This is a genomic window from Cellulomonas sp. McL0617 (genome assembly GCF_049994875.1).
In the GTDB taxonomy this organism is placed as follows: domain Bacteria; phylum Actinomycetota; class Actinomycetes; order Actinomycetales; family Cellulomonadaceae; genus Cellulomonas.
This window is the reverse complement of record NZ_CP188256.1, coordinates 3,088,143-3,110,295: the sequence shown is the minus strand read 5'-3', so window position 1 is coordinate 3,110,295 and position 22,153 is coordinate 3,088,143. Positions and strand designations below refer to the sequence as shown.

Genomic DNA, 22,153 nt, shown 5'->3' with positions numbered 1-22,153 from the left:
GCGCGAGGAACATGAGCGCATGCGATCGGTCGGCACGGCCACGGTGGGTCTGGTCGAGCGCACCGGCGAGCTCGAGACCCTCGTCGCGCTGAGTGCGACGGTCACCGGTGGCAGCGGTGCCGGCCGCGTCGTCGCCGTATCCGGTGAGGCTGGGGCAGGCAAGACGTCCCTCGTCCGCGCCGCCTACGCGCAGGGGTCGGTGCTCTGGGGTGCGTGCGACCCGCTCTTCACGCCGCGGCCGCTCGGACCCCTGCTCGACGTGGCCCGGCAGCTCGATGACGACGCCGTGCTCCGCGCCACGGCGGGCGGGCCGCCGCACGAGGTGGTCGACGCGTTGGTGCACGCGTTGGTCCGGCGGCCGGGAACCGTCCTCGTCCTGGAGGACCTGCACTGGGCCGACGAGGCCACGCTCGACGTCGTCCGGCTGCTCGCCCGCGGGATCGCGTCGGTGCCGGCCCTGGTGGTCCTGACCTACAGGGACGACGAGCTCGAGCGCGCGCACCCCCTGCGGACCGTCCTGGGCGAGCTGGCGACCAGCGGGATCGTGCACCGGCTGCGGGTCGAGCCGCTCACCCTGGCGGGGGTCGCCGAGATGGCGGCCGCCGACGACCTCGACCCCGAGGAGCTGCACCGCAAGACCGGGGGCAACCCGTTCTTCGTGCACGAGGTGCTGGCGGCGGGAGCCGTCCGCAGCGACATCCCGGACACCGTGCGTGACGCCGTCCTGGCGCGCACGTCGCGGCTGAGCCCCGGCGCGCGAGCGGTGCTCGAGGCGGTCGCAGTCTCGCCGCGCGGCTGCGAGCTGTGGCTGCTCGAGCAGCTCGTCGAGGAGTCGGACGATGACGTCGACACCTGTGTCGAGGCGGGCGTCCTCACTCCGTCGCCGGGCGCGGTCGCCTTCCGGCACGAGCTCGCGCGTCTCGCGGTCGCCGCGACGACATCCCCGGCGCGTGCTCGCGGGCTGCACCGGCGAGCGCTGCACGCGCTGTCGGCACCCCCCGACGGGGTGCCGGACCACGGGCGTCTCGCCTACCACGCGGATGCCGCCGACGAAGCGGCTCAGGTGCTCGCGCACGCACCACAGGCGGCCGCCGACGCCGCGGCCGTCGGCGCCCACCGCGAGGCCGCGGCACTGTACCGGCTCGCGCTCGCACGCGGTGCACGGTTGCCGCCGCGTGAGCGGGCCCGGTTGCTCTCGCGGCTCGCGGAGTCCTGCTACGTGACCGACCAGTACGACGCAGGCATCGCCGCGCTCGAGGAGGTCGTCCCGCTCTATCGCGGGCTGGGGGACGCGCGCGGCGAGGGTGACGCCTTGCGGCACCTGTCCACGTTCTTGTGGTGCCCCGGTCGGACCGAGCAGTGCTCCGCGGCCGCCGTCCAGGCGGTCGACCTGCTGGCGGGGATCCCGGGCCTCGAGCTCGCGCGGGCCTATGCGAACCTTGCGCACGTGTGCGCGGCGGACTGCCGGGCTGACGAGGCGCTGGTCTGGGGTCGGCAGGCGGTCGAGGTGGCCGACGCGGCCGGGGCCGACGAGGTTGCCCTGGACGCCCAGGTCACGCTCGGGGTGTGCGCCTTCGGGGAGCAGGGGCCGGGACCTCTGCAACAGGCCGTCGAGCGTGCGGACCGCGCCGGCTGCCTCGCGCCCGCGATCCGCGGCCGCATGCTGCTGGGAGACATGGGGGTCGAGCACGGCCAGCTGGACCTGGCCCGGCTCAACCTCGATGCGGGCCTCGAGCTCGCCAGCGAGCTGGGTCGCGAGCTCGACCGGTTGTACCTTCTCGCGCACCGGTCTCGGCTCGCGCTCGCGGAGGGCAGGTGGTCTCACGCGGTCGACGACGCCGAGGCCGTTCTGCGGGTGCCGCGAACCTCGACGACCCCCCGGATCCATGCGCTCGTCGTGCTCGGGCTGGCCCGGGCCCGCCGTGGAGACCCGGGTGTCGACGGGGTCCTCGCCGAGGCGTGGCGGCTGGCCGAGCCCACCGGGGAGCTGCCCCGCATCGCGCCGGTGGCGATCGCCCGCGCCGAGGTCGGCTGGCTCACCGGGCGGCGGGCCGCGACCGTCTCGGCCGTCGACGACGCTCTGCCGCTCGCGCTGGACCGCGGGGCGGACACCGTCGTGGACGCGCTGCTGCGGTGGGCCGACCGCGTCGGGTACGACACCGGGGCGTCACGGCCCGCGGGGCTGAGGCCGGCCGGCCCGTACGCGCTCGCCCTGGCGCTGGCGGACAGTCCCGTTCCGGAAGACCTGCGGCGAGCGGTCTCGGACCTGCAGCGGATGGGCGCCGTGCGGGCGAGCGCCGCGGTCGGCCGGCGGCTGCGTGAGCTGGGCGAAGGCGGCATCCCGCGAGGGCCACGGTCCGCCACCCGCGAGAACCCGGCGCAGCTGACCGCCCGGGAGCTCGAGGTGGTCGGTCTGCTCGCGCAGGGCCTGCGCAACGCCGACATCGCCGAGGTTCTCGTCCTGTCCACGCGCACCGTCGACCACCACGTCGCGGCGGTCCTGCGCAAGCTGGGCGTGAGCACCCGGGCGCAGGCCGTGCTGGCCGCCTCAGCCCTCGGGCTCGGGCCGGAACCTGGGTAGTCGCACTGCCCAACCTGGGCAGTCGTGCCGATGTGGGGCGCGGCGGCCCGCTCCTACGTTCGAGAGCACCAACGAACGAACAGGAGCACGACATGCCGCGCTATGTGGTCGAGCGAACTTTCCCCGACGGACTCCTCATCCCGATGACAGAGCAGGGCGCCGCGATCTGCCGCTCCGTCGTCGACACCAATGCCGACGTCGCCGTCACCTGGGTCCACTCCTACGTGAGCCAGGACAAGTCCAAGACCTTCTGCGTCTACGACGGGCCCGACCCCGAGTCGATCCGTCGCGCGGCAGTGCGCAACGGACTGCCGGTCGACGTCATCACGCAGGTCGCCGTCCTCGACCCTTACTTCTACGTCTGACGGGGGCACGGACATGTGGAAGACAGCAGCAGCGGTGGGCGCGGGCCTGCTCGCGCTCGGTGGGGTCGTCGCGCTCGCGCAGGGCGGGTCCCCGGTGGGTGCGCACGAGAGCACGCACAGCGGCATGGGTGACATGACCGAGATGCGCACCCTGCACGGTCCAGGCCACCAGATCGACCTGCGGGCGGTCGGCCGTGCCGGGGCCGCGACGGCGAAGTACTTCTCCCTGCCGACGGCGCGGGCGGACGGCTACGCCCCGCTCGCGGACGCGGCGGGGATCCAGTGCATCGACAAGCCCGGCGTGGGGGCGATGGGAGTGCACTACGTGCGCGGCGACCTCGTCGCCGACCCGACGGAGAACACGCTCACGCCCGAGGCCCTCGTGTACGAGCCCACCCGGCAGGGCGGCCTGCGGCTCGTGGCGCTCGAGTACGTCGTGCTGCAGGCCGACTGGAACGCCAAGCACGCGTCGCCGCCGCGGCTCTTCGGGCAGGAGTTCATGGCCGTCGACGGCAGCAACCGGTACGGGCTCCCACCGTTCTACGCGCTGCACGTGTGGCTGTGGCAGCGCAACCCGAGCGGCCTGTTCGCGGACTACAACCCCGCCGTGAGCTGTGCGCTGTCGACCGAGAGCTATGACTGAACGGTTGGTCGCCGGGCGAGAGTACTTCGCCCGGCGATCCGGCGCGCTCGCCCTCATGCCTGCGCGAACTGGAGTGACAGGAGTCGCACGACGTCATCCGCGATCGGACTGGGCGATACCACCCAGAAGGGCGCCGCGGCGCGGCTCTGGTGGGGAGCCTCGGCACGACGCGGGACGTCGTCCGGCACGAGATCGCGCACCTCTACCAGGTCCGGCTCGCCGCGGCGTACGGACTGTCGTGGAGCGAGCTGGGCGGGGTGTTCGGCGCCTCGTGGACGCACCACACGTCGGACTGCGGCGGCGCCGCCAAGCAGGCCTGGGGGGACGGGATGTTCGGCGGCTACCTGCCCTGAGGGTGTAGAGACGTCCCCGTGAACTCCTTCCGGGACGGCGAGCTCCTCTGGCGCGAGCGGATGTCGCTCACCACGGTCGTGCTCGGCTGGCTCGGGGTGGCGCTCGGGCTGGTCGTGCTGGCGGCCGGGATCTCCCGCACCGTGCACCCGGTAGTCGGCTCGCTGAACGGTCCACTGTTCTGCGTCGTCGGGCTCGCGCTCGCCTGGTTCAGCCTCGCGGGGTCGGTGCTGCCCGTCGTCGAGTCGCGGTCCACCGGCATCTACGTGCGCAACGTCCTGCGCGAGACGTGGGTGCCGTGGGCCGCGGTCCAGGCGATCGTCCCCAACGAGCGCGTCAACGTGATCCTCGACGCGGGCCGGTTCGTGGGCGCCTGGGCCGTCCAGCCCGGGCGGGGACGCGTGGCCGTCGTCGCCGAGCGCCTGAGCGACGACTGGCGGGCCGTCCGGCGAGCCGAGGGCGGTGCCCACGCCGTCCGCCGCCGCGCGTGGCCGCCACGCCTGGCGCTGGTCGTCCTCGCCGGCTACATCCTCGTCGTCCTCGGCGCGACACTCGCCCTCGGCTGAGACCACGGTCCAGCCACCCTTCCGCCCGTCGTCGCGCCCCTCGTCGAGAACGGCAGTCCGGCACGAGAACGGCAGCGCTGACTGCCGTTCTCGTGCGGAACTGCCGTTCTCGAGCTCCAGAGGGGGTGGCTGAGGAGGGGGCCGGTCAGTCCAGGGCCAGCTCCAGGTCGCGCTCCAGCCGGGTCTCGACGGGCTGTGCCTTCGGCGTCCGCACCATGACGGCCAGCAGGACCATCGTGGCCGCGATGAACATGGCCGCGACGAAGAAGGCCCGGTCGGCACCGACGACGAACGCGTGCTGCGCGATCTCCGTCGGGGTGCTCCCCGTCGGGGTCGCCCGGCGCGCGGCCGACGACGCCACGGTCACCAGGATCGCCAGCCCGAGCGAGCCGCCCACCTGCTGGCTCACGTTGACCAGGCCGGAGGCCGCACCGGCGTCCTGGGGGGCGACGCCGGCCAGGCCGAGCGACGTGAGCGGGACGAACGCGAGGCCGTTGCCGGCGCCGAACAGGACGAGCGGCACCAGTACGCCCCAGTAGCTGCTGTCGGCGGAGATCTGCGACAGGACCAGCAGGCCCGTGGTCGACAGCGCCAGGCCGCCGACCATCAGCGGCTTGACCCCGACCCGGGACACGAGCGAGGCGCTCAGGCGGGAGGAGCCGAAGAGCACGAGCGTCAGGGGCAGGAATGCGAAGCCCGTGGCCAGCGGCGTGTACCCGAGGATCTCCTGCAGGAACTGGGTGAGGAAGAAGAACATCCCCATCATCCCGGCGACGAGCAGGAGCCGGGCCACGTACGACGACGAGCGCGTGCGGTCGGCGAACAGGCGCAGCGGCGTGATCGGCGACGGCGCCCGGAGCTCGACCAGGATGAACGCGGCCAGCAGCAGCGCACCGGCGGCGAACGCGAAGATCGTGCCGAGGTCGCTCCAGCCGTCGCTGGCGGCACGGACGAAGCCGTAGACCAGCGAGGTCATCCCGAGGGTCGAGGTGGTGGCGCCGAGCAGGTCGAAGCGGCCGGGGTGCCGGGGCGTCTCGGGCAGGACGGCCCGCGCGAGCAGGATCAGGGCGATGCCGATGGGAACGTTGACGAAGAACACCCAGCGCCACGAGAGCCACTGCGTGAGCATGCCGCCGGCGATCAGGCCGAGCGCCGAGCCGCCGATGGAGACGGCGGAGTAGTAGCCGATGGCGCGGGTGCGCTCGCGGCCCTCCGGGAACCGGGCCATGAGCAGGGCGAGGCCGGAGGGTGCGGCGAACGCGGCGCCGGCACCCTGGACGGCGCGGGCGAGGAGCAGCTCGGTGGGGGACTGGGCGAACCCGCCGACGAAGGACGCGAGCGTGAACAGCGCGACGCCGCCGATGAGGACGCGCCGACGGCCGAGGATGTCGCCGGCACGGGCGCCGAGCAGCAGGAGGCCGCCGAACGCGAGCGTGTAGGCGTTCATGACCCAGGACAGCGTGGTCGGGCTGAACCCGAGCGACGTCCGGATGTCGGGCAGGGCGACGTTCACGATCGTGGCGTCCAGGACGAGCATGACCTGGGTGGTGAGGATGGCGGTGAGCACGAGTCGCGACGAGGCGACACGGGCAACGGGGGATGGGGCAGACACGCGGGCCTCCGCGACGTACGATTGGGATAAGTGGAGGGAGCCTCCGCTGAGAACTATACGGAGGCTGCCTCCGGTTAGGCAACAGGTAATCGTCGACGATCGTGGGAACTGGACGGTGGAGGACGTGGGGCAGGCCGCTGCGGCAACGGAGCCGACGCCGATGACGGACGCCCGTCCCTTGCGCGCCGACGCCGCACGCAACCGCGACAAGATCCTCGAGACCGCGGCGGAGGTCTTCGGCGACGAGGGCACGGACGCCTCGCTCGAGGAGATCGCGCGACGAGCGGGCGTCGGCGTCGGAACGCTGTACCGGCACTTCCCCAGCCGGACGGTCCTGGTCGAGCAGGTGTACCGGCACAGCGTCGCGGAGCTCTGCGACGAGGTACCCCACCTGGCCGCCACGCTCCCGCCCGGCGACGCGCTCGAGACGTGGCTCATGGGCTTCGTCACCTACGTCGGCCGCAAGAGGGGCCTGGCGACGGCCCTGCGCGGTGCGCTCGGCGACGACGCGTCGGTGGTGTTCGCCGACGTGCACGCTCAGCTGAAGTCCGCGGGCGACGTGCTCCTGGTCGCAGCGCAGGACGCGGGGGTGGTCCGCACCGACGTCGAGACCATGGACGTTCTGCGCGCCGTCAGCGGGGTGTGCAGCGCGACAGCGGACGCCGCGGACCCCGAGAAGACGCGGCGCGTCCTGCGCCTGCTCCTCGACGGCCTCCGGTACGGCTCCGCAGCGGGCTGACGACTGCGCACGTCCGCGAACGGGAGCGGGTGGTCAACCGGGCGGCAGACGCAGCTGGATCCCGCGCACGTCGACCACGGTGGGCCATCGATCGAGCACCTTCAGCGTCTCGGGGTCGAAGTAGTTGCCGCGGGTGCGCGCCAGCACCATCGCGTCGCCGGACATCAGGTAGGTCCGGGCGCCGAGCTGCCAGGGCCTGTTGTCGATCCGCTCGACCCAGGCGCCGCTCGGATCCGTGTGCCCCACGTCGTACGTCTGGCCGGAGAGGTCGACGGCGACCTCGCAGCCCTGGTCCAGGTCGCGCGAGAGCACGTCGAGGAGCGCGAGCGCGGTCGGGGCGTCGGCCTGGACGCAGCCTGCGGGCAGCCGTGCGGCCATCTGCGCGGCGGGGAAGTCGACCAGCGGCGACGGACGGAAGGCGCCCATGGCCAGCCCGAGCGACACACCGGCCAGCACGGCTATCGGGACGCGGGTGCGGTCGGGCAGCCCGGCCACGCCGGCGGCGACGACGAGCACGAGGGCGGGTGCGGTGAACGCGGCGTAGTGCGGCAGATAGGACGGCGAGAGCAGCACGACCCCGCCCTGCGCCGCGAGCATCACCACCCAGAGGCGTCCCCGGCGTGCCCGCCAGGCCAGGACGGCCGCGGCGAGGATCAGCGCCCCCACGGCGAGCAGCAGCAGGTGCCGGCGTGCCACGTGGTCGGTCAGGGTGGTGACGTCCAGCCCGGTCAGGCTGAGAAGCCGGTCGGTCGTCGGCGCACCGTCGCGCGCGCGCCCCACCTGGTCGAGCACGACGTAGCGGAACATCGTCGACCCGGCCGCCACGGCGAACGGCGCGACGACGGCCAGCGCGGCCGCACCGGCCGCGAGCGTCGCCCGCAGCGCCGGCCGCCAGCCGCGTACGACGAGCTGCCAGGCGAGCACGACGAGGACGGGGACGACGTCCCAGATCTTCACGACGACGCCGAGGCCGAGCACGGCCCCGCCCGCCCAGGTCCACCACCCGCGGGCTCCGGGATCGGCCGCGCGCAGCAGCAGCAGGACGCCGGCGAGCAGGGTGACGGTGCCTACGGGCTCCAGGAGGGTGAGCCGGTCCGCGTAGACCGCCGGGGCCGCCACGGCGTACAGCAGGCCCCCGACGACCGCCGCCGCCGTTCCCCACCGCCAGGCGATCCGCGTGACCAGCGCGGCGCTGGCCGCACCGACGAGCATGAAGCCGACGCGCGCCGCGACGAGGGCGTCCGAGTCGCTCACCACATGGGTCAGGGCGGCGAAAGGGCTGAGCGCGAGCGTGATCCCGGGCGGGTGCAGGAACAGGAAGTCGCGGTACGGCAGCCGGCCGTGCACGAGCGCGACCGCCGAGGCGAAGTACACCCCGTCGTCGTACCCGTGGTAGCCGCGCACCCCGGCGGCGCCGCCGCAGACGATCCACCGCATGACGAACGCGACGACCGCCGACCCAGCGGTGATCAGCCACCCGAGCGTGCGCGCCGAGACCGTGGGCAGCGCGAGGCGCGCGACGGGTGCCGCGGGGCGGGTGCTCAGGTCGACGGCCAACGCGGGGCTCCAGACGAAGGGACGAGGGGGCGCGTCGTTGCGGCCCAATTCTCGCACCCCCCGCGGCGGACGCCGCCGTAGGGTGACGTCGTGACGGAGCGCCCTCTCGCGGACAGGCCCTGGCTGGATCCCTCCCGCTCACCCGCCGAGCGTGCCGAGCTGCTGCTCGCACGGCTCACCCCGGCCGAGAAGGTCGGCCAGCTCCATCAGCCGGTGAACGTGGACGCAGCGCGCGACGCCGACGACCTACGTGCCGGCCGGATCGGGACGTCCCTGTCGGCGAGCGGGGCGACGGCCGGCAACGTGCGCGACGCGGGCGTCGCGGTGCGCGCCGTCAACGCGGTGCAGCGGGTCGCGGTCGAGGAGTCGCGCGTCGGCATCCCGCTGCTGTTCGCCCGCGACGTCATCCACGGGCACCGCACCGTCTTCCCGATCCCGCTCGGCCAGGCCGCCACCTGGGACGCCGAGCTGGTGCGGCGGGGAGCGCGGCTGGCCGCGGTCGAGGCGGCAGCCGTCGGCATCGGCTGGACGTTCACGCCGATGATGGACATCACCGGTGACCACCGCTGGGGCCGCGTCGCGGAGAGCCTGGGGGAGGACCCGGTGCTCGCCGGACGGCTCGCGGCCGCGACCGTCCACGGCCTGCAGACCGACGACCTGTCGGCGCCGGACGCGGTCGCGGCGTGCGCCAAGCACTACGTCGGCTACGGGCTGGCCGAGGGCGGACGTGACTACGGCTCGGTGACGGCGGGCGAGAACAGCCTGCGCAACCTGCAGCTGCGCCCGTTCCGGGAGTGCGTCCGGGCCGGCGTCGCCACCGTCATGTCCAGCTTCAACGACATCGACGGCGTCCCTGTGCACGCGAACCGGCGGTACCTGCGCGAGATCCTCAAGGACGAGTGGGGGTTCGACGGCGCGGTCGTCAGCGACTGGGAGGGCGTCGGGGAGATCGTGCAGCACCGCGTCGCGGTCGACCGGTCCGACGCCGCGCGCCGCGCGCTCGAGGCCGGCGTCGACATGGACATGGTCTCCGGGGCGTACCTCGCGCACCTCGAGGAGCTGGTCTCCTCGGGGGCGGTAGCGGTCGAGCTGCTCGACGACGCAGTGCGCCGCGTGCTCACGCTGAAGTTCCGGTGCGGACTGTTCGAGCACCCATACACCGACGAGGGTCTCGAGGCGCAGGTCGCAGGTTCCGACGAGCACCGCGCGGCAGCGCGTGAGTCGGCTGCGGCGTCGTTGGTCCTGCTGACGAACGGCGGCATCCTGCCGCTGGACCCGGGGTCCGACGAGCCGATCCTGTTCACCGGCCCCCTGCTGGACGCCACCGACGCCCTGTTCGGCACCTGGACGCTCGACGGCCGCGGCGAGGAGGTCGTCTCGATCGCCTCCGCGCTGTCGCGGTTCGACCTGCCGGGTGCGCGGTCGGTCCCATGGGTGCACACGGACCAGGTGCTGGCCGCGGCGCGTGAGGTCTCGACGGTGGTCGCGTTCGTCGGCGAGCACCCGGTGCGCTCCGGCGAGGCCAGCTCGATCACCACGCTCGACCTGCCGGTCGGGCAGCTGGAGACGCTGCAGGCGATCAAGGCGGTCGGCGTGCGGCTCGTCGTCGTCGTGCTCGCCGGCCGGGCGTTGTCGGTGCCGTGGCTCGCCGAGCACGCGGACGCCGTTCTCTACGCCTGGCACCCGGGGTCGGAGGGCGGCAACGCGATCGCCGACGTGCTCCTCGGTGCCGTCGGTCCGCGCGGTCGGCTGCCGATCACGCTGCCGCGGTCGGCCGGGCAGCAGCCGCTCGTCTACAACCACCGCTCGACGGGTCGCCCGATCTCGCCGGAGGAGGACGGGACCTGGGGTCGCTACCAGGACAGCCTGACCGCTCCGCTCCATCCGTTCGGGTTCGGCCTCACCTACGGCTCCGTCGAGTACGGGGACGCGACCGTGTCCGTCGAGGCGACCGGGCCTGCGGCGGCCGTCTCGGCGTCTGTCGTCGTGACCAACACCGGGATTCGCGCGTGCACCGAGGTCGTGCAGGTCTACGTCCGCGACGAGGTCGCCGAGGTCACCCGGCCCGTGAAGGAGCTCCTCGACTGGGCCGTCGTGCCCTTGGCTCCGGGCGAGTCGCGGACCGTGGCGTTCCGCATCGGGTCCGAGCGCCTCGGGTACCACGGCCCGGACGGTCGGCACCGCGTGGACCCGGGCGCGTTCGCGCTGTGGATCGCCCCGGACTCGGCCGCCGGGCAGCCGGTACCGTTCGTGCTGGCGTGAGGGTCAGCGGGCGCCCGTGAGGTGCCGCGCCCGGCGCTGCGACGGCAGTGCGGGGTCCCGCCTGGCCGGCTGACGACGCTCGAGCTCGTCGGCCACCGCGCGCCAGCACCGCTCGGCCTGCCGGAGCTGGGCGGTGACGTCCTCGGGACCGACGTGACCGACGCTCCCGAGACCGTCGGCGGCGTCGAGGGCGTCGAGCCCGCGCTCGACGGCCTGCTTCGAGGCCCAGTAGTTCGTCGTCTCGCGCGCGGTGGCCGGTGTCATGACCTCGAGCGCGGCAGCGGCGTCGTCGAACAGCGACCGCACCAGGGCGATCGCGTGCGGCCGCTCGCCCAGCGACATCTGTCCGACGGCGACGGCGACCGCGCTCACGATGGTCGTCTGGGCCAGGTGCTCGACGGTCTCCCGCAGGGCTTCCGGCCGCACCTGGATGAGCAGCAGCAGGGCGACCGTCCGGCCCAGCAGCGTCTCGTTGCGGGCGCGGCCGATCCGCTGCCGCTCGGCGGCCTCGCGCGCCTCGCTCTCGGCGCGCAGTGCGTCGGCGAGGGCCTCGCGCTCACGTCGTTCCGCGTCCAGGCGTGCCGCCGTGGCGTGCCGCGAGACGATCTCGGTGGCCGTGCGGACCGCCCGGGCGCTCTCCGCCTGCCCCTTGAGCACCAGGTCGACGGCGCACTGGTTCATCGGGGTCGCGTACCCGGAGTCGGTGTAGCCGAACAGTGCGACGCGGTGCTCCTCGGCGTACAGGACCGCGATCTTGGCGAACCCGGAGCGCGAGTAGAAGACGGCGACCGTCGCCCCGGCCGCGGCCCGCAGGCGTTCGACGTCGGCGCGCTCGACCGGGCTGCGCTGGTGCTCCACGCGTCCGGAGAAGTCGTACCCGACGAGGTCGAGGGCGTTGTCCGGCTGGGTCTGGGCGTCGAGGTTGACCCGGACGTCGACGTACGCGAGGACCGTGCGTGCATGACGTTCGGCGAAGTGCTCGGCGTCTCTCCACTGCGGGTTCTTGGCCACCTGGTTCACGCTCCACCTCCTCCGGTCGTCGTCGGTTCCAGACTCTCCTCGACGCTAGGCGCTGGGACGACACCAGCGCTCGGCCCGTTGGGGTGACCCACCGCAGGACAATTCGACGGCAGTCCGGGACGCACCGGGGCGAATGCCTCGATCGCGTCAGCCGTTCGTGGTGGCAGGGTGGAGCCATGACGGCACGGTGGCCGCAGTTCGAGCCGGCGCTCGGGCGAGCGACGGAGCACACCCGCGAGTGGCTGGAAGCGCTGCACGACCGACCCGTGCACCCGAAGTCCCGGGAGCTCGCGTTCGGCGGTCCGCTGCCGGACGGTCCGACGGATCCGGCGCTGGTGGTGGACGAGCTGGCGGCCGGGATCGAGCCGGGCCTGATGAGCATGCCGTCCGGACGGTTCTTCGGGTGGGTGATCGGCGGTTCGCACCCGGCCGCGCTCGCGGCGGACTGGCTCACGGCGGCGTGGGACCAGAACTCGGCCATGCGGTACGCGACGCCGGGCACGGTGGCCGTCGAGGATGCCGCCGGCGCCTGGCTGCTCGACCTCCTCGGTCTGCCGACGACCGCCGACGTCGGCTTCGTGACCGGCGCGACCATGGCGAACTTCACCGGGCTGGCCGCCGCCCGACAGCAGGTGCTGGCCGATGCCGGCTGGGACGTGAACCGGGACGGGCTGTCCGGCGCGCCGCGCGTCCGGGTGCTCGTCGGCGAGGAGCGGCACGGCACGCTCGACCTGGCGCTGCGCTACCTCGGGCTCGGTGTCCCGCAGGCGGTCGCGGCGGATGCGCAGGGCCGGCTCGTGGTGGACGACCTCGCGCGGGCGCTGGGCGACGGCTCCGGTCCGACGATCGTGTGCCTGCAGGCCGGGAACCTGCACTCGGGCGCGTTCGACCCGATCGCCGACGCCGTCGAGGTCGCGCACGCGCACGGCGCCTGGGTGCACGTGGACGGTGCGTTCGGGCTCTGGGCGGCCGCCTCACCCCGGCTGCGGGACCTCGTCCGGGGCCTGGAGGGCGCCGACTCGTGGGCCACCGACGCGCACAAGACCCTGAACGTGCCCTACGACTGCGGCGTCGCGATCGTCGCCCGGCCCGAGTCCCTTCGGCGCGCGTTCGGCATGCAGGCGGAGTACTTCGCCGCCTTCGCGGACGAGGGTGACCCGCAGGAGAAGGTGCCCGAGCTGTCGCGACGAGCCCGCGGGGTGCCGGTGTGGGCGGCCCTGCGCTCGCTCGGACGGTCCGGCGTCGCGGACCTGGTCGATCGGCTCGCGCTGCGTGCCCGGCAGATCGCCGACGGCCTGGCCGGCATCGAGGGTGCAGAGATCCTGAACGACGTGGTGTTCACGCAGGTCAGTGTCGCGTTCGGCTCGGACGAGCGGACGCGGCGGGTGGGCGAGGCGTTGATCGCCGACGGGGGCACGTGGATGTCCGGGTCGCACTGGCAGGGTCGCGACATCCTGCGGGTGTCGGTGAGCAACTGGTCGACCGACGAGGAGGACGTCGCCCGCTCGATCGAGGCGGTGCGCCGCGCGGTGTCCGCGGCGGGCTGAGCGCCGAACGCGCTCAGCCCGCCGGTAGGTCTACCGCAGGTACGGGTCGTTCACCGGTGGAGCGGTCGGCGGCTGGCCGGGCCCGCTCGGAGCACCGACGCCGACCGGGATCCGCTCCAGGAAGGGCGGCTCCTCCACGCGTCGCGGGTGGGTCCGCTGGTACCGCCGGTTCAGGAGGACGAGTCCCCACGTGATGAGCCCGCCGGCAGCGAGCCACGGGAGCAGGACCCCGAACTCGGTCGCGACGCCCCCCATGAAACCCGCGAACGAGCTCCAGCCGTCCGCCAGGCCGTCGAGGAACGAGTCGGGTCCGGGGGTGGCGACGACGACCTTCTCCGGCGGCGGCACGACCGCAGGGCCGTGCAGGTTGATCGTCAGGGTCGACAGGGAAACCTGCTCCGCCAGTCGTGCGCGTTGGCTCGTCAGCTGCTCCAGGTCCGTCTGCCGCTGCGTCAGGGCGGCCTCCGCCTGGGTGATGTCGTCGCTGGTGGTGGCCTTGCTGAGCAGGTCGGACATGCGTGCGACGGACAGCTGCATCCCGGCGATGCGCGCGTCCAGGTCCTCGGCCGCGCTGGTGACGTCGTCGGTGCCGAGCTCGATCGTGTCGACGGTGCCGAGCGACCGCAGCGCCAGGATCGTGCTGTTCACCGCCGAGGAGGGGATCCGGACGGTCAGGTCCGCAGTGGCGACGGCGTCGCCCGATGCGGCGTGCTCGATGCGCTTGTCGATCCGGCCACCCGCGTTGTCGGTGAGCTTGATGATGGCGTCGGCGGCGTCCTGCGGCTTGTCGACGGTCATGGTGATGTCGCCGCTCTGGATGACCTGCCGGTCGTCGGTGGACGGCGCGGAGGCGCCGATGCCGTCGCCGGTGGAGTCGCTGGTGCCGACTCCGGAGCCGCCGTCCGCGGGTGCCTCGGCGCCGCTGTCGCCGGCGCCTGCGAGAGCGTCACCTCCGGTGCCGTCCTGCGCGGATCCGTCGGAGGTGGTGCCCCCGGTGTCGGAGCTGGCGCCCGAGTCGCCGGCGGTGCAGCCGGCGAGCAGGACGCTCAGGGACAGGACGGCGGCCGCTGCGAGCGCGGTGCCGCGATGGGTGGTGGATCGGCCGTGGCGGCTCGTCTTCTGCGTCATGCCGCGAACGTAGGGGTGCCACGACCGCCGTGGTCGCGTGGTGTGTCAATCGTGACCGGCGGCGCTCGGAAGTATCGCAATCGTGACCGCGCCGTGGCGGTTCAGATGCGGGCCGAGCCTCCTACCTGCACGAACGGCGTACGCCGTCGGGGTTCACACCGCGTACGCACTGGCGGTCCACAGGTGCACCGCGGCGTACGCGCGCCAGGGCCGCCAGGTCTCCGCGGCGGCAGCGACGGCCCGCGCGTCCGCGGCCCCGAGGGCCCGCCGCAGCACGAGGTCGCCGACGGGCATCGCGTCCCGGTCGCCGAGCACCCGAAGGGCGAGGTAGTCCACGGTCCAGGGCCCGATCCCCGGGACGGCCAGCAGCTGAGGTCGGGCGTCAGCGTCCCAGGCGAGCCCCTGCGCGCAGGCCGTCGCGAGCGCGTGGATCGTCCGGGCGCGCGCGTGCGTGATCCGCACGACGCGCTGGAGCTCGACCGGGTCGACGGCGGCGAGCCTGTCCGGCGACGGGTACGCGAGCAGGCCGTCCGGCCCGGGCGAGCCGTAGGCGGCGGCCAGGCGGCCGCCGAACGTGCGTGCCGCACCGAGGGACACCTGCTGCCCGAGCACGGTGGTGACGGCCGCCTCGAAGCCGTTCGGGTGACCCAGGATCCGCAGCGACGGCCGGGCCGCCACGAGCGGGCCGAGCACGGCGTCGTCGGCGAACGCCGCCGCCACGACGCCCAGGTCGTCGGCGAGGCCGAACCAGCGCTCGGCCAGAGCCTCCAGGGCCGCGGGGGATCCCGTCGTGGCGCTCAAGGTGACGCGGTCGCGCGCCGGCCGGGCCTCGACCAACGCCTGGAACCCGTCCAGTGTGACCAGTCGCCGGACGGTCCCGTCGGCGGTGACCTCCTCGACCCCGGGGACCGCGTGCGCGACCAGGGAGGCGAGCGCGGGGGCGGGGTCGAACGGGCGTCGGACGGTCACGGTCGTGCTCACGGTCCGCAACGCTAGCGGCCGAAGTCTCGACAGGTTCGATGGCGTCGCACGGCTCTGTTGCGGTCGATCTGTGGGAGGGTGAGAATCGATGCAGCCGACTTCCTCGAGCACACCGGGGGCCGGCTGGAGGTAGGTCTGAACTGTGTTGCCGAGGGTCGCGGCGAGAGCCGGACCGCCCGTGAGGGTTCAGGGAGCGCGCCAAGCCTCGTGCCGGCGAGACGCCTCTCCGACGGGCCCCGTCTCTGATGGTGGAGACGGGGCCTCTCTACGTCAGCGCCCCCGATGGACCCTCCGAAAAGGGTGAGGTCTGCGCCGCACCTGCCTACGCTGAGGCGCGTGCCCCTGCTCACCACCACGTCCACCGCCGACACCGGCGTCGCCCACGACGTCCAGGGATTCGTCGTCCCCCTGCTCTCGATCCTCGCCGCGATCGTCGTCGCCTACGTCCTGGCGACGCTCATCGCGGCCCTCGTCGGCCGGGTCGCCCGCAGGTCGTCGGTCGCCGCCGACCTGAGCCGCCGGTCGCGACGACCGCTGCGCGCCGTGCTGCTCGTCATCGCGATCTGGGTCGCCCTGCGGCTCAGCACCGACCCGGCGGACTGGACCGTGCAGACCGAGCACGTCCTGCTGATCGCCCTCATCATCACGGTGACCTGGCTGATCGGGAGCCTGGCGTTCGTGCTGGAGGACACCGCCGTCCAGCGGTACCGCATCGACGTGGTCGACAACCGGCACGCCCGGCGCGTCCGGACGCAGGTGCAGGTGCTCCGCAGGATCACGGTCGCCATCCTCGTGGTGTGCGCGGTCGCGGGCATCCTGCTGACGTTCCCGCAGGCCCGCGCGCTCGGCGCCAGCCTGCTCGCGTCGGCCGGCCTCATCTCGATCGTCGCCGGCCTGGCCGCCCAGAGCTCCCTGGCCAACGTGTTCGCCGGGCTCCAGCTCGCGTTCACGGACGCGATCCGGGTGGACGACGTGGTCGTCGTCGACACCCAGTGGGGCCGGATCGAGGAGATCACGCTCACCTACGTCGTGGTGCACATCTGGGACGACCGGCGGCTGATCCTGCCGTCCACGTACTTCACGACGACGCCCTTCGAGAACTGGACCCGACGCGCGGCCGACCTGCTGGGCACCGTCGAGCTGGACCTCGACTGGGAGGTCCCGGTCGAGCAGATGCGTGCCGAGCTGGTGCGGCTGCTCGAGCACACCGACCTCTGGGACCACCGGGTCGGCGTCCTCCAGGTGACCGACGCGATCGGCGGGCACGTCCGCGTCCGCGCGCTGGCCAGCGCGGTCGACGCGCCGACCCTGTTCGACCTGCGCTGCTACGTCCGCGAGGGTCTGGTCGCCTGGCTGCAGGACGTCGCGCCGCAGGGGATGCCCCGGACGCGGTGGGAGGGAACGTCGCCGGTGCAGGCGGAACGACGGACCCGCCGGCAGGACACCCCGGCACCGGTCCTGCCCCCGCCGGGGGCGTGGTCCGGCACCGACGCCGACAACGGCACCGCAGACGACACCATGACGATCACCACCGCCGGCAACGACGCGCGGCTGTTCACGGGCAGCATCCAGGGGCTCGAGCGGTCTCGGCAGTTCTCGGGGCCCGGGCAGGACGTGATCGACGAGCGGGAGCAGGCGGCGCAGGAGCACGGCGAGGGCCGACCGCCCGCGTGAGCATCGAACCCGTCACCGTCGACGTCCTGGTCGAGCGGGTGGTCGCGACCGTGCTCGCGGCGGGACCAGGCAGGGTCCGGGTGATCGTCGACGGAGCCCCTCCGACGCTGCCGGGCGCGCTCGCGGACGCCCTCGTCGCACCCCTGCGTGCGGCCGGCCGGGCGGTCACCCGCGTGCACGCCGAGGACTTCCTGCGGCCGGCCTCCCTGCGCTGGGAGCTCGGCCGCCACGAGCCGGACGCCTACCTGGAGGACCGGCTGGACCTGAACGCGCTCGGTCGGGAGGTGCTCGACCGGTTCGTCGACGAGGGCCGTTACCTGCCGACGCTCTGGGACGCGGCCCGGGACCGCGCGACCCGCGACACGTACGCGGAGGCGCCCGAGGGAGCGGTGCTGTTGCTCGACGGGAGCCTGCTGCTGGGCCGGTGGCTCGAGCACGAGGTCGCGGTCCATCTCACGGCGCGGCCGTCGTCCTTGGAGCGCCGGACGTCCGCCGCGGACCGCTGGGCGCTGCCTGCGTTCGCGCGCTACGACGCGGAGATGCTGCCGACCGCCGTCGCGGACCTGGTCGTGCACGCGGACGACCCGCGGCACCCCGCGCTGGAGGTCACGCGACCGCCGCGCTGACCCGTTCGGCCAGTCGCCTCGTGGCGTCGACCAGCTCGGCCGGGCCGACGATCTGCAGCGGCGCACCGAACATCGCCATCTGCGCGGCGAGCCCGTCCCACGACCACGACGACAGGACCACGCGGCTGCGTCCGTCCGGCAGGGCCTCGACCAGCCCGTCCCGACCCGCCCAGCGGACGATCTCCTCGGCCGGTCGCTCGACCAGCGCCTCGCCGCGGATCGACGTCTCCCACGGCGAGATCGAGCGGAACCGCTCCGCGACGAACGACGCGACGTCGGCCGCGGGCAGGTCGCGAGGCGCGTAGCGCGGCCCGGACGGCGTCTTGGGGGTCATCCGGTCCACGCGGAACGTGCGCCAGTCGGCGCGCTCGAGGTCGTAGCCGACCAGGTACCAGCGGCCGCCCCAGGTCACCAGGTGGTGCGCCTCGGCCCGGCGGGGGATGCCGAGCGCGTTCGCGGTGCCGCCCGCGTAGTCGAACCGCAGGACTTCCCGTGCGCGGACGGCGCCGCCGACGACCATCAGCGTCTCGGCGTCGACCGACGGACGCGGGCGGGTCGATGCGCGGGTGACCGCCGTGACCTGCAGCGCCTCCGCCGCAGAACGCAGCCGGGCCGGCATCACCTGGCGCAGCGTGGCGAGGGCCCGAACGGCGGCCTCGTCGACGCCGTCGACCCCCGTGGACGCGGTCTGGAGCGCGACGACGAGCGCGACGGCCTGCTCGTCGTCGAGCAGCAGCGGTGGCATGTGCGTGCCGGGCTCGAGCCGGTAGCCACCGTCGGGGCCCTTGGCGGCGTGCACGGGGTAGCCCAGCTCGCGCAGCCGGTCGACGTCGCGGCGCACCGTGCGCGGGCTGACGCCGAGGCGCTCGGCGAGCACGTCGCCCGACCAGTCGCGGCGCGTCTGGAGCAGCGACAAGAGCGAGAGGAGCCGGGAGGACGGGGTGGACATGTCTCCATGATGCCCTCGAGTAGCGGACAGAACCTGGCCGCTACTCCCGAGAGACTCGTGTCGTACCCCTCCCGAGAGGAAGAGCCCCATGATCCAGACCCGAGGACTGACCAAGGACTTCGAGCTGAGCAAGTCGCAGACCGTGCACGCCGTGCGCGGGATCGACCTCGACGTCGCGCCCGGCGAGCTCGTCGCGGTGCTCGGCCCCAACGGTGCCGGCAAGACGACGACGATGCGCATGCTCACCACCCTGGTGCGGCCCACGTCCGGCACGGCGAGCGTGGCGGGCATCGACGTGCTCCAGGACCCGGCCGGCGTCCGCCGGCACATCGGCTACGTCGGCCAGGGCAACGGCGCGGGCCACACCCAGCGCGGCGTCGACGAGCTGTACTCGCAGGGACTGATCTACGGCCTCGACCGGGTGTCCGCCCGGCGGCGCGCGCACGAGCTGGTCGAGGCGTTGGACCTGTCGGCGCACGCGACCCGCAAGGTCAGCGAGCTGTCCGGCGGGCAGCGCCGTCGCCTCGACGTGGCGCTCGGTCTGGTCCACGCGCCCCAGCTGCTGTTCCTCGACGAGCCGAGCACGGGCCTCGACCCGCAGAACCGCGCGAACCTCTGGGAGCACATCCTGCGGCTGCGTGCCGAGCACCAGATGACGATCATGCTCACCACGCACTACCTCGACGAGGCCGACACGATGGCCGAGCGCGTGGTCGTCGTGGACAACGGGCAGGTCATCGCCGACGACACGGCCGACGGTCTCAAGCGCACGCTGGCCGGCGACCGCGTCGTCCTGACGACGACGGGATCTGCGCAGGTCGTCGCGGGGCTCGTCGCCCACGTCGCGGGCGCCCGCGACGTGTCCGTCCACGGCTCGGTCGTCGAGGCGCGCGTGGCCGACGCCGGCACCGCGGTGCCGGAGCTCGTGATCGCCGCGTCGCGGGCCGGCGCACCTCTGCTCGAGGCGCTCGCCGTGCGCCCGACGCTCGACGACGTCTTCCTGGCCCTCACCGGCCGCTCCCTGCGCGACGAAGGTTCCCCGACGTCCGACGACACCGAAGGGCAGGACGCAGCATGAGCACCCTCGCACTCGACACCCCCGTGATCGCCCCGACGCAGGCGCGTCGGCCCTGGTTCTCGGACGTGTGGCTCGTCATGACCCGTGAGCTGCGGCCCGTGGTCCGCGAGCCGTTCTCGGTGGTCTTCGGGCTGGTCCAGCCCCTGGTCTTCCTCGCCCTGTTCGGTCCGCTGCTCGCCGGGTCCACCGACCTGCCGTCGGCCGACGTCTGGCAGTGGTTCGTCCCGGCGATCCTCGTCATGACCACGCTGTTCGGCACGTCGATCACGGGGTCCAACCTGCAGGTCGACATGCAGACCGGCGCCCACGAGCGGCTGCTGGTGACGCCCCTGTCGCGTTCGTCGCAGCTGGTCGGGCGCTCGCTCAAGGAGATGGTGCCGCTGGTCGCGCAGGCCCTCATCGTCATCCTGGTCATGCTGCCGTTCGGGTTCCGCGCCGACCCCGTCGGCGCCGTCGTGGGCCTGGCCCTGCTCGCCGTGCTCGGCATCGGGCTCGGCTCGTTCAGCTACGCGCTGGCGATCGCGGTGCGCAAGCAGGAGTGGATGTTCTGGGCCGTCCAGCAGACCGTCCTTTTTCCGCTCCTGATCCTCTCCGGGATGCTGCTGCCCATCGAGTCCGGTCCGCAGTGGATGAAGGTGGCCTCCGCGTTCGACCCGCTGCGGTGGGTGGTCGAGGCCGAGCGCGCGCTGTTCGCCGGCGACCTGACCGTGTCCGCGGTCGGCTGGGGCTGGGTCGCGGCGGTGCTGACCGCGGTCGTGGGGCTCGTCGTCGGGGTGCGGACCCTGCTGCGCTCCACCGACTGACCTCACGTCCGGCACCCGTCGCGCGTCTTCCTCGTGAGGGCGCGCGACGGGCGTGTCAGAGGGAGGGTCCAGGATGAGCACCATGCTTGTCGACGAGGAACGGGCGGTCGCCACGGACGCACGCATCACGCACACCGTGGTGCCGACGCCGCTCGGCCCGACCACGCTGGTCGCGCACGACGGTCGCCTCAGTGCCCTGCTCATGCCCAGCTCCAAGTACGCCGAGGTCCAGGGTCCGTTCGGGGAGAGGGACGACGACGGCTTCGACGAGGTCCGCACCCAGCTCGAGGAGTACTTCGCCGGGACGCGGACCGCGTTCGACCTGCCGTTGGCGCTCGTCGGCACCACGTTCCAGGTGCGCGTCTGGCAGGGGCTGCTGACCATCCCGTACGGGCAGACGTGGTCCTACGGCGAGCTCGCCGAGGCGGTCGGCCTCGACCCGCGAACCTCGTCGCGCGCGGTCGGTGCCGCGAACGGCCGCAACCGGATCGCGATCGTCGTCCCGTGCCACCGCGTGATCGGTGCCGACGGCACGCTCACCGGCTTCGCGGCGGGCCTCGACCGCAAGCGGTTCCTCCTCGACCTCGAGCAGGGGACGCCGGACCTGCTGTTCTGACGCTGCGCGCGCGCGCCCGACCTGGGAGGGTCGTCCCATGCGCGTCGTCGTCGTGGGAGCGAGCGGGAACGTCGGCACGGCTCTGCTCCGCCGGTTCGCGGCCGACGAGACCGTGACGTCGGTGGTCGCCATCGCTCGCCGGCCGCCGTCGCCACCCTCGCCGCCCTACGACTCGGCGCGGTGGGTGGCCTGCGACGCGAGCGCGCCGGACGGGGTCGACCGGCTCGCGGGCGTGTTCGCCGGCGCCGACTCGGTGGTCCACCTGGCGTGGGCGACCGAGCCCCGGCACAACCGGTCGCGGCTGCGCGCCGAGAACGTCGGCAGCACCCGCAACGTGCTCGCCGCGGTCCGTCGCTCAGGCGTCGCGCACCTCGTGGTCGCCTCGTCGGTGGGCGCCTACTCGCCGGCCCCGGACGATGTGCCGCGCGGCGAGGGCTGGGCGACCGAGGGCATCCGCACCTCGCCGTACAGCGCGGACAAGGCCGAGGTCGAGCGTCTCCTCGACGACGTCCCCGACCTTGCGATCGCCCGGCTGCGCACGGCCCTGGTGCTCCAGCACTCCGCAGGCCAGCAGCTCGCGCGGTCCGTGCTCGGCCCGTGGGTGCCCAAGCGGGCGCTCGACGGACACCTGGCGACACTGTCGTGGCCGGTCGGGCTGCGGTTCCAGACGGTGCACGCGACCGACGTCGCGGCTGCCTTCCGCGAGGCCGTGGTCCGCCACGTCGAGGGCCCGTTCAACGTCGCGGGACCCGGCGTGCTGCGCGGGCAGGACGTCGCCGACGTCGTCGCCCGAGGCCGCCTGCGTGAGCTCCCCGTGTCGCGCGCGCGGCTCCAGCTGGCCGCCGCCTGGGCCGTCCGCGCGGTGCCGGTCGGCCCCGGCTGGCTCGACCTGGCGCTCGCCGCACCGCTGCTGGACACCAGCCGCGCCGCGCGCGAGCTCGACTTCCGCCCGCAGTGGTCGGCCCTCGCGAGCCTGCGCGACGCGGTCACCGGCATCGCCGCAGGTGCGGGCACCGACAGCCCGGCCCTGCGGCCGCGCCGATCAGCCAGGTAGG

Annotated in this window: 20 protein-coding genes; 14 read left to right on the top strand and 6 right to left on the bottom strand. The window is 73.7% G+C overall.

From position 1 onward, the window contains the following. Nucleotides 1-19: 19 nt before the first annotated feature. The 5 genes from ACPPVS_RS13975 to ACPPVS_RS13955 all read left to right on the top strand — a co-directional run bounded on the left by ACPPVS_RS13975 (nucleotide 20) and on the right by ACPPVS_RS13955 (nucleotide 4,506). Nucleotides 20-2,581, top strand: a complete 2,562-nt coding sequence (locus ACPPVS_RS13975) for an ATP-binding protein (RefSeq protein ID WP_426592860.1) — start codon at nucleotides 20-22, stop codon at nucleotides 2,579-2,581. Between the two features lie 143 nt (nucleotides 2,582-2,724). After that, nucleotides 2,725-2,946 (top strand): DUF4242 domain-containing protein, encoded by a 222-nt coding sequence (locus ACPPVS_RS13970; protein WP_426592859.1) that lies wholly within the window; start codon nucleotides 2,725-2,727, stop codon nucleotides 2,944-2,946. Nucleotides 2,947-2,959: 13 nt separating this feature from the next. Then, nucleotides 2,960-3,589 (top strand): hypothetical protein, encoded by a 630-nt coding sequence (locus tag ACPPVS_RS13965; protein ID WP_426592858.1) that lies wholly within the window; start codon nucleotides 2,960-2,962, stop codon nucleotides 3,587-3,589. A 149-nt stretch (nucleotides 3,590-3,738) separates the two neighbouring features. Further along, nucleotides 3,739-3,942 (top strand): hypothetical protein, encoded by a 204-nt coding sequence (locus tag ACPPVS_RS13960; protein ID WP_426592857.1) that lies wholly within the window; start codon nucleotides 3,739-3,741, stop codon nucleotides 3,940-3,942. An 18-nt stretch (nucleotides 3,943-3,960) separates the two neighbouring features. Then, entirely contained in the window at nucleotides 3,961-4,506 is a 546-nt protein-coding gene (locus ACPPVS_RS13955) for a hypothetical protein (RefSeq protein WP_426592856.1), read from the top strand. A gap of 145 nt (nucleotides 4,507-4,651) precedes the next feature. Here the strand turns inward: ACPPVS_RS13955 and ACPPVS_RS13950 are convergent, their stop codons facing one another. Further along, the gene (locus tag ACPPVS_RS13950) at nucleotides 4,652-6,118 is read right to left on the bottom strand and encodes an MFS transporter (RefSeq protein WP_426592855.1); all 1,467 of its coding nucleotides are present in this window, start codon (nucleotides 6,116-6,118) and stop codon (nucleotides 4,652-4,654) included. A 160-nt stretch (nucleotides 6,119-6,278) separates the two neighbouring features. Here ACPPVS_RS13950 and ACPPVS_RS13945 point away from each other — a divergent pair, with 160 nt between their 5' ends. Next, on the top strand, nucleotides 6,279-6,857 hold the full coding sequence (locus ACPPVS_RS13945; RefSeq protein WP_426592854.1) for a TetR/AcrR family transcriptional regulator: 579 nt from the start codon (nucleotides 6,279-6,281) through the stop codon (nucleotides 6,855-6,857). A gap of 33 nt (nucleotides 6,858-6,890) precedes the next feature. Here ACPPVS_RS13945 and ACPPVS_RS13940 read toward each other — a convergent pair whose 3' ends face one another. Next, entirely contained in the window at nucleotides 6,891-8,414 is a 1,524-nt protein-coding gene (locus tag ACPPVS_RS13940) for a glycosyltransferase family 39 protein (RefSeq protein WP_426592853.1), read from the bottom strand. A 90-nt stretch (nucleotides 8,415-8,504) separates the two neighbouring features. Between ACPPVS_RS13940 and ACPPVS_RS13935 the strand changes: the two genes are divergently transcribed. After that, a complete protein-coding gene (locus ACPPVS_RS13935) occupies nucleotides 8,505-10,676 on the top strand; it encodes a glycoside hydrolase family 3 N-terminal domain-containing protein (RefSeq protein WP_426592852.1) in 2,172 nt (723 codons plus the stop codon). A gap of 3 nt (nucleotides 10,677-10,679) precedes the next feature. On the opposite strand, the gene ACPPVS_RS13930 is transcribed toward ACPPVS_RS13935, so the two are convergent. Next, nucleotides 10,680-11,696 (bottom strand): hypothetical protein, encoded by a 1,017-nt coding sequence (locus ACPPVS_RS13930; protein ID WP_426592851.1) that lies wholly within the window; start codon nucleotides 11,694-11,696, stop codon nucleotides 10,680-10,682. Nucleotides 11,697-11,872: 176 nt separating this feature from the next. Here ACPPVS_RS13930 and ACPPVS_RS13925 point away from each other — a divergent pair, with 176 nt between their 5' ends. Beyond that, a complete protein-coding gene (locus ACPPVS_RS13925; protein ID WP_426592850.1) occupies nucleotides 11,873-13,243 on the top strand; it encodes a pyridoxal phosphate-dependent decarboxylase family protein in 1,371 nt (456 codons plus the stop codon). 30 nt (nucleotides 13,244-13,273) lie between these two features. On the opposite strand, the gene ACPPVS_RS13920 is transcribed toward ACPPVS_RS13925, so the two are convergent. Both ACPPVS_RS13920 and ACPPVS_RS13915 read right to left on the bottom strand, forming a co-directional pair. Next, a complete protein-coding gene (locus ACPPVS_RS13920; protein ID WP_426592849.1) occupies nucleotides 13,274-14,371 on the bottom strand; it encodes a DUF4349 domain-containing protein in 1,098 nt (365 codons plus the stop codon). A 153-nt stretch (nucleotides 14,372-14,524) separates the two neighbouring features. Next, the gene (locus tag ACPPVS_RS13915) at nucleotides 14,525-15,352 is read right to left on the bottom strand and encodes a DNA-3-methyladenine glycosylase family protein (RefSeq protein WP_426592848.1); all 828 of its coding nucleotides are present in this window, start codon (nucleotides 15,350-15,352) and stop codon (nucleotides 14,525-14,527) included. A gap of 336 nt (nucleotides 15,353-15,688) precedes the next feature. Here ACPPVS_RS13915 and ACPPVS_RS13910 point away from each other — a divergent pair, with 336 nt between their 5' ends. Together ACPPVS_RS13910 and ACPPVS_RS13905 are read left to right on the top strand one after the other, a co-directional pair. Next, a complete protein-coding gene (locus tag ACPPVS_RS13910) occupies nucleotides 15,689-17,026 on the top strand; it encodes a mechanosensitive ion channel family protein (RefSeq protein ID WP_426592847.1) in 1,338 nt (445 codons plus the stop codon). Beyond that, on the top strand, nucleotides 17,023-17,652 hold the full coding sequence (locus tag ACPPVS_RS13905) for a uridine kinase (RefSeq protein WP_426592846.1): 630 nt from the start codon (nucleotides 17,023-17,025) through the stop codon (nucleotides 17,650-17,652). Before ACPPVS_RS13910 ends, ACPPVS_RS13905 begins: the two co-directional genes overlap by 4 nt. Here the strand turns inward: ACPPVS_RS13905 and ACPPVS_RS13900 are convergent. Beyond that, entirely contained in the window at nucleotides 17,633-18,601 is a 969-nt protein-coding gene (locus ACPPVS_RS13900) for a helix-turn-helix transcriptional regulator (RefSeq protein WP_426592845.1), read from the bottom strand. The two genes, ACPPVS_RS13905 and ACPPVS_RS13900, sit on opposite strands and share 20 nt — an antisense overlap. Before the next feature lie 88 nt (nucleotides 18,602-18,689). Between ACPPVS_RS13900 and ACPPVS_RS13895 the strand changes: the two genes are divergently transcribed. From ACPPVS_RS13895 to ACPPVS_RS13880, 4 genes are all read left to right on the top strand, one after another. Further along, nucleotides 18,690-19,679, top strand: coding sequence for an ATP-binding cassette domain-containing protein (locus ACPPVS_RS13895; RefSeq protein WP_426592844.1), 990 nt, complete (start codon nucleotides 18,690-18,692; stop codon nucleotides 19,677-19,679). Continuing rightward, a complete protein-coding gene (locus tag ACPPVS_RS13890) occupies nucleotides 19,676-20,482 on the top strand; it encodes an ABC transporter permease (RefSeq protein WP_426592843.1) in 807 nt (268 codons plus the stop codon). Before ACPPVS_RS13895 ends, ACPPVS_RS13890 begins: the two co-directional genes overlap by 4 nt. Nucleotides 20,483-20,555: 73 nt before the next feature. After that, nucleotides 20,556-21,098 (top strand): methylated-DNA--[protein]-cysteine S-methyltransferase, encoded by a 543-nt coding sequence (locus ACPPVS_RS13885; RefSeq protein ID WP_426592842.1) that lies wholly within the window; start codon nucleotides 20,556-20,558, stop codon nucleotides 21,096-21,098. Between the two features lie 37 nt (nucleotides 21,099-21,135). Further along, a complete protein-coding gene (locus ACPPVS_RS13880) occupies nucleotides 21,136-22,152 on the top strand; it encodes an NAD-dependent epimerase/dehydratase family protein (RefSeq protein WP_426592841.1) in 1,017 nt (338 codons plus the stop codon). Nucleotide 22,153: the final 1 nt, after the last annotated feature.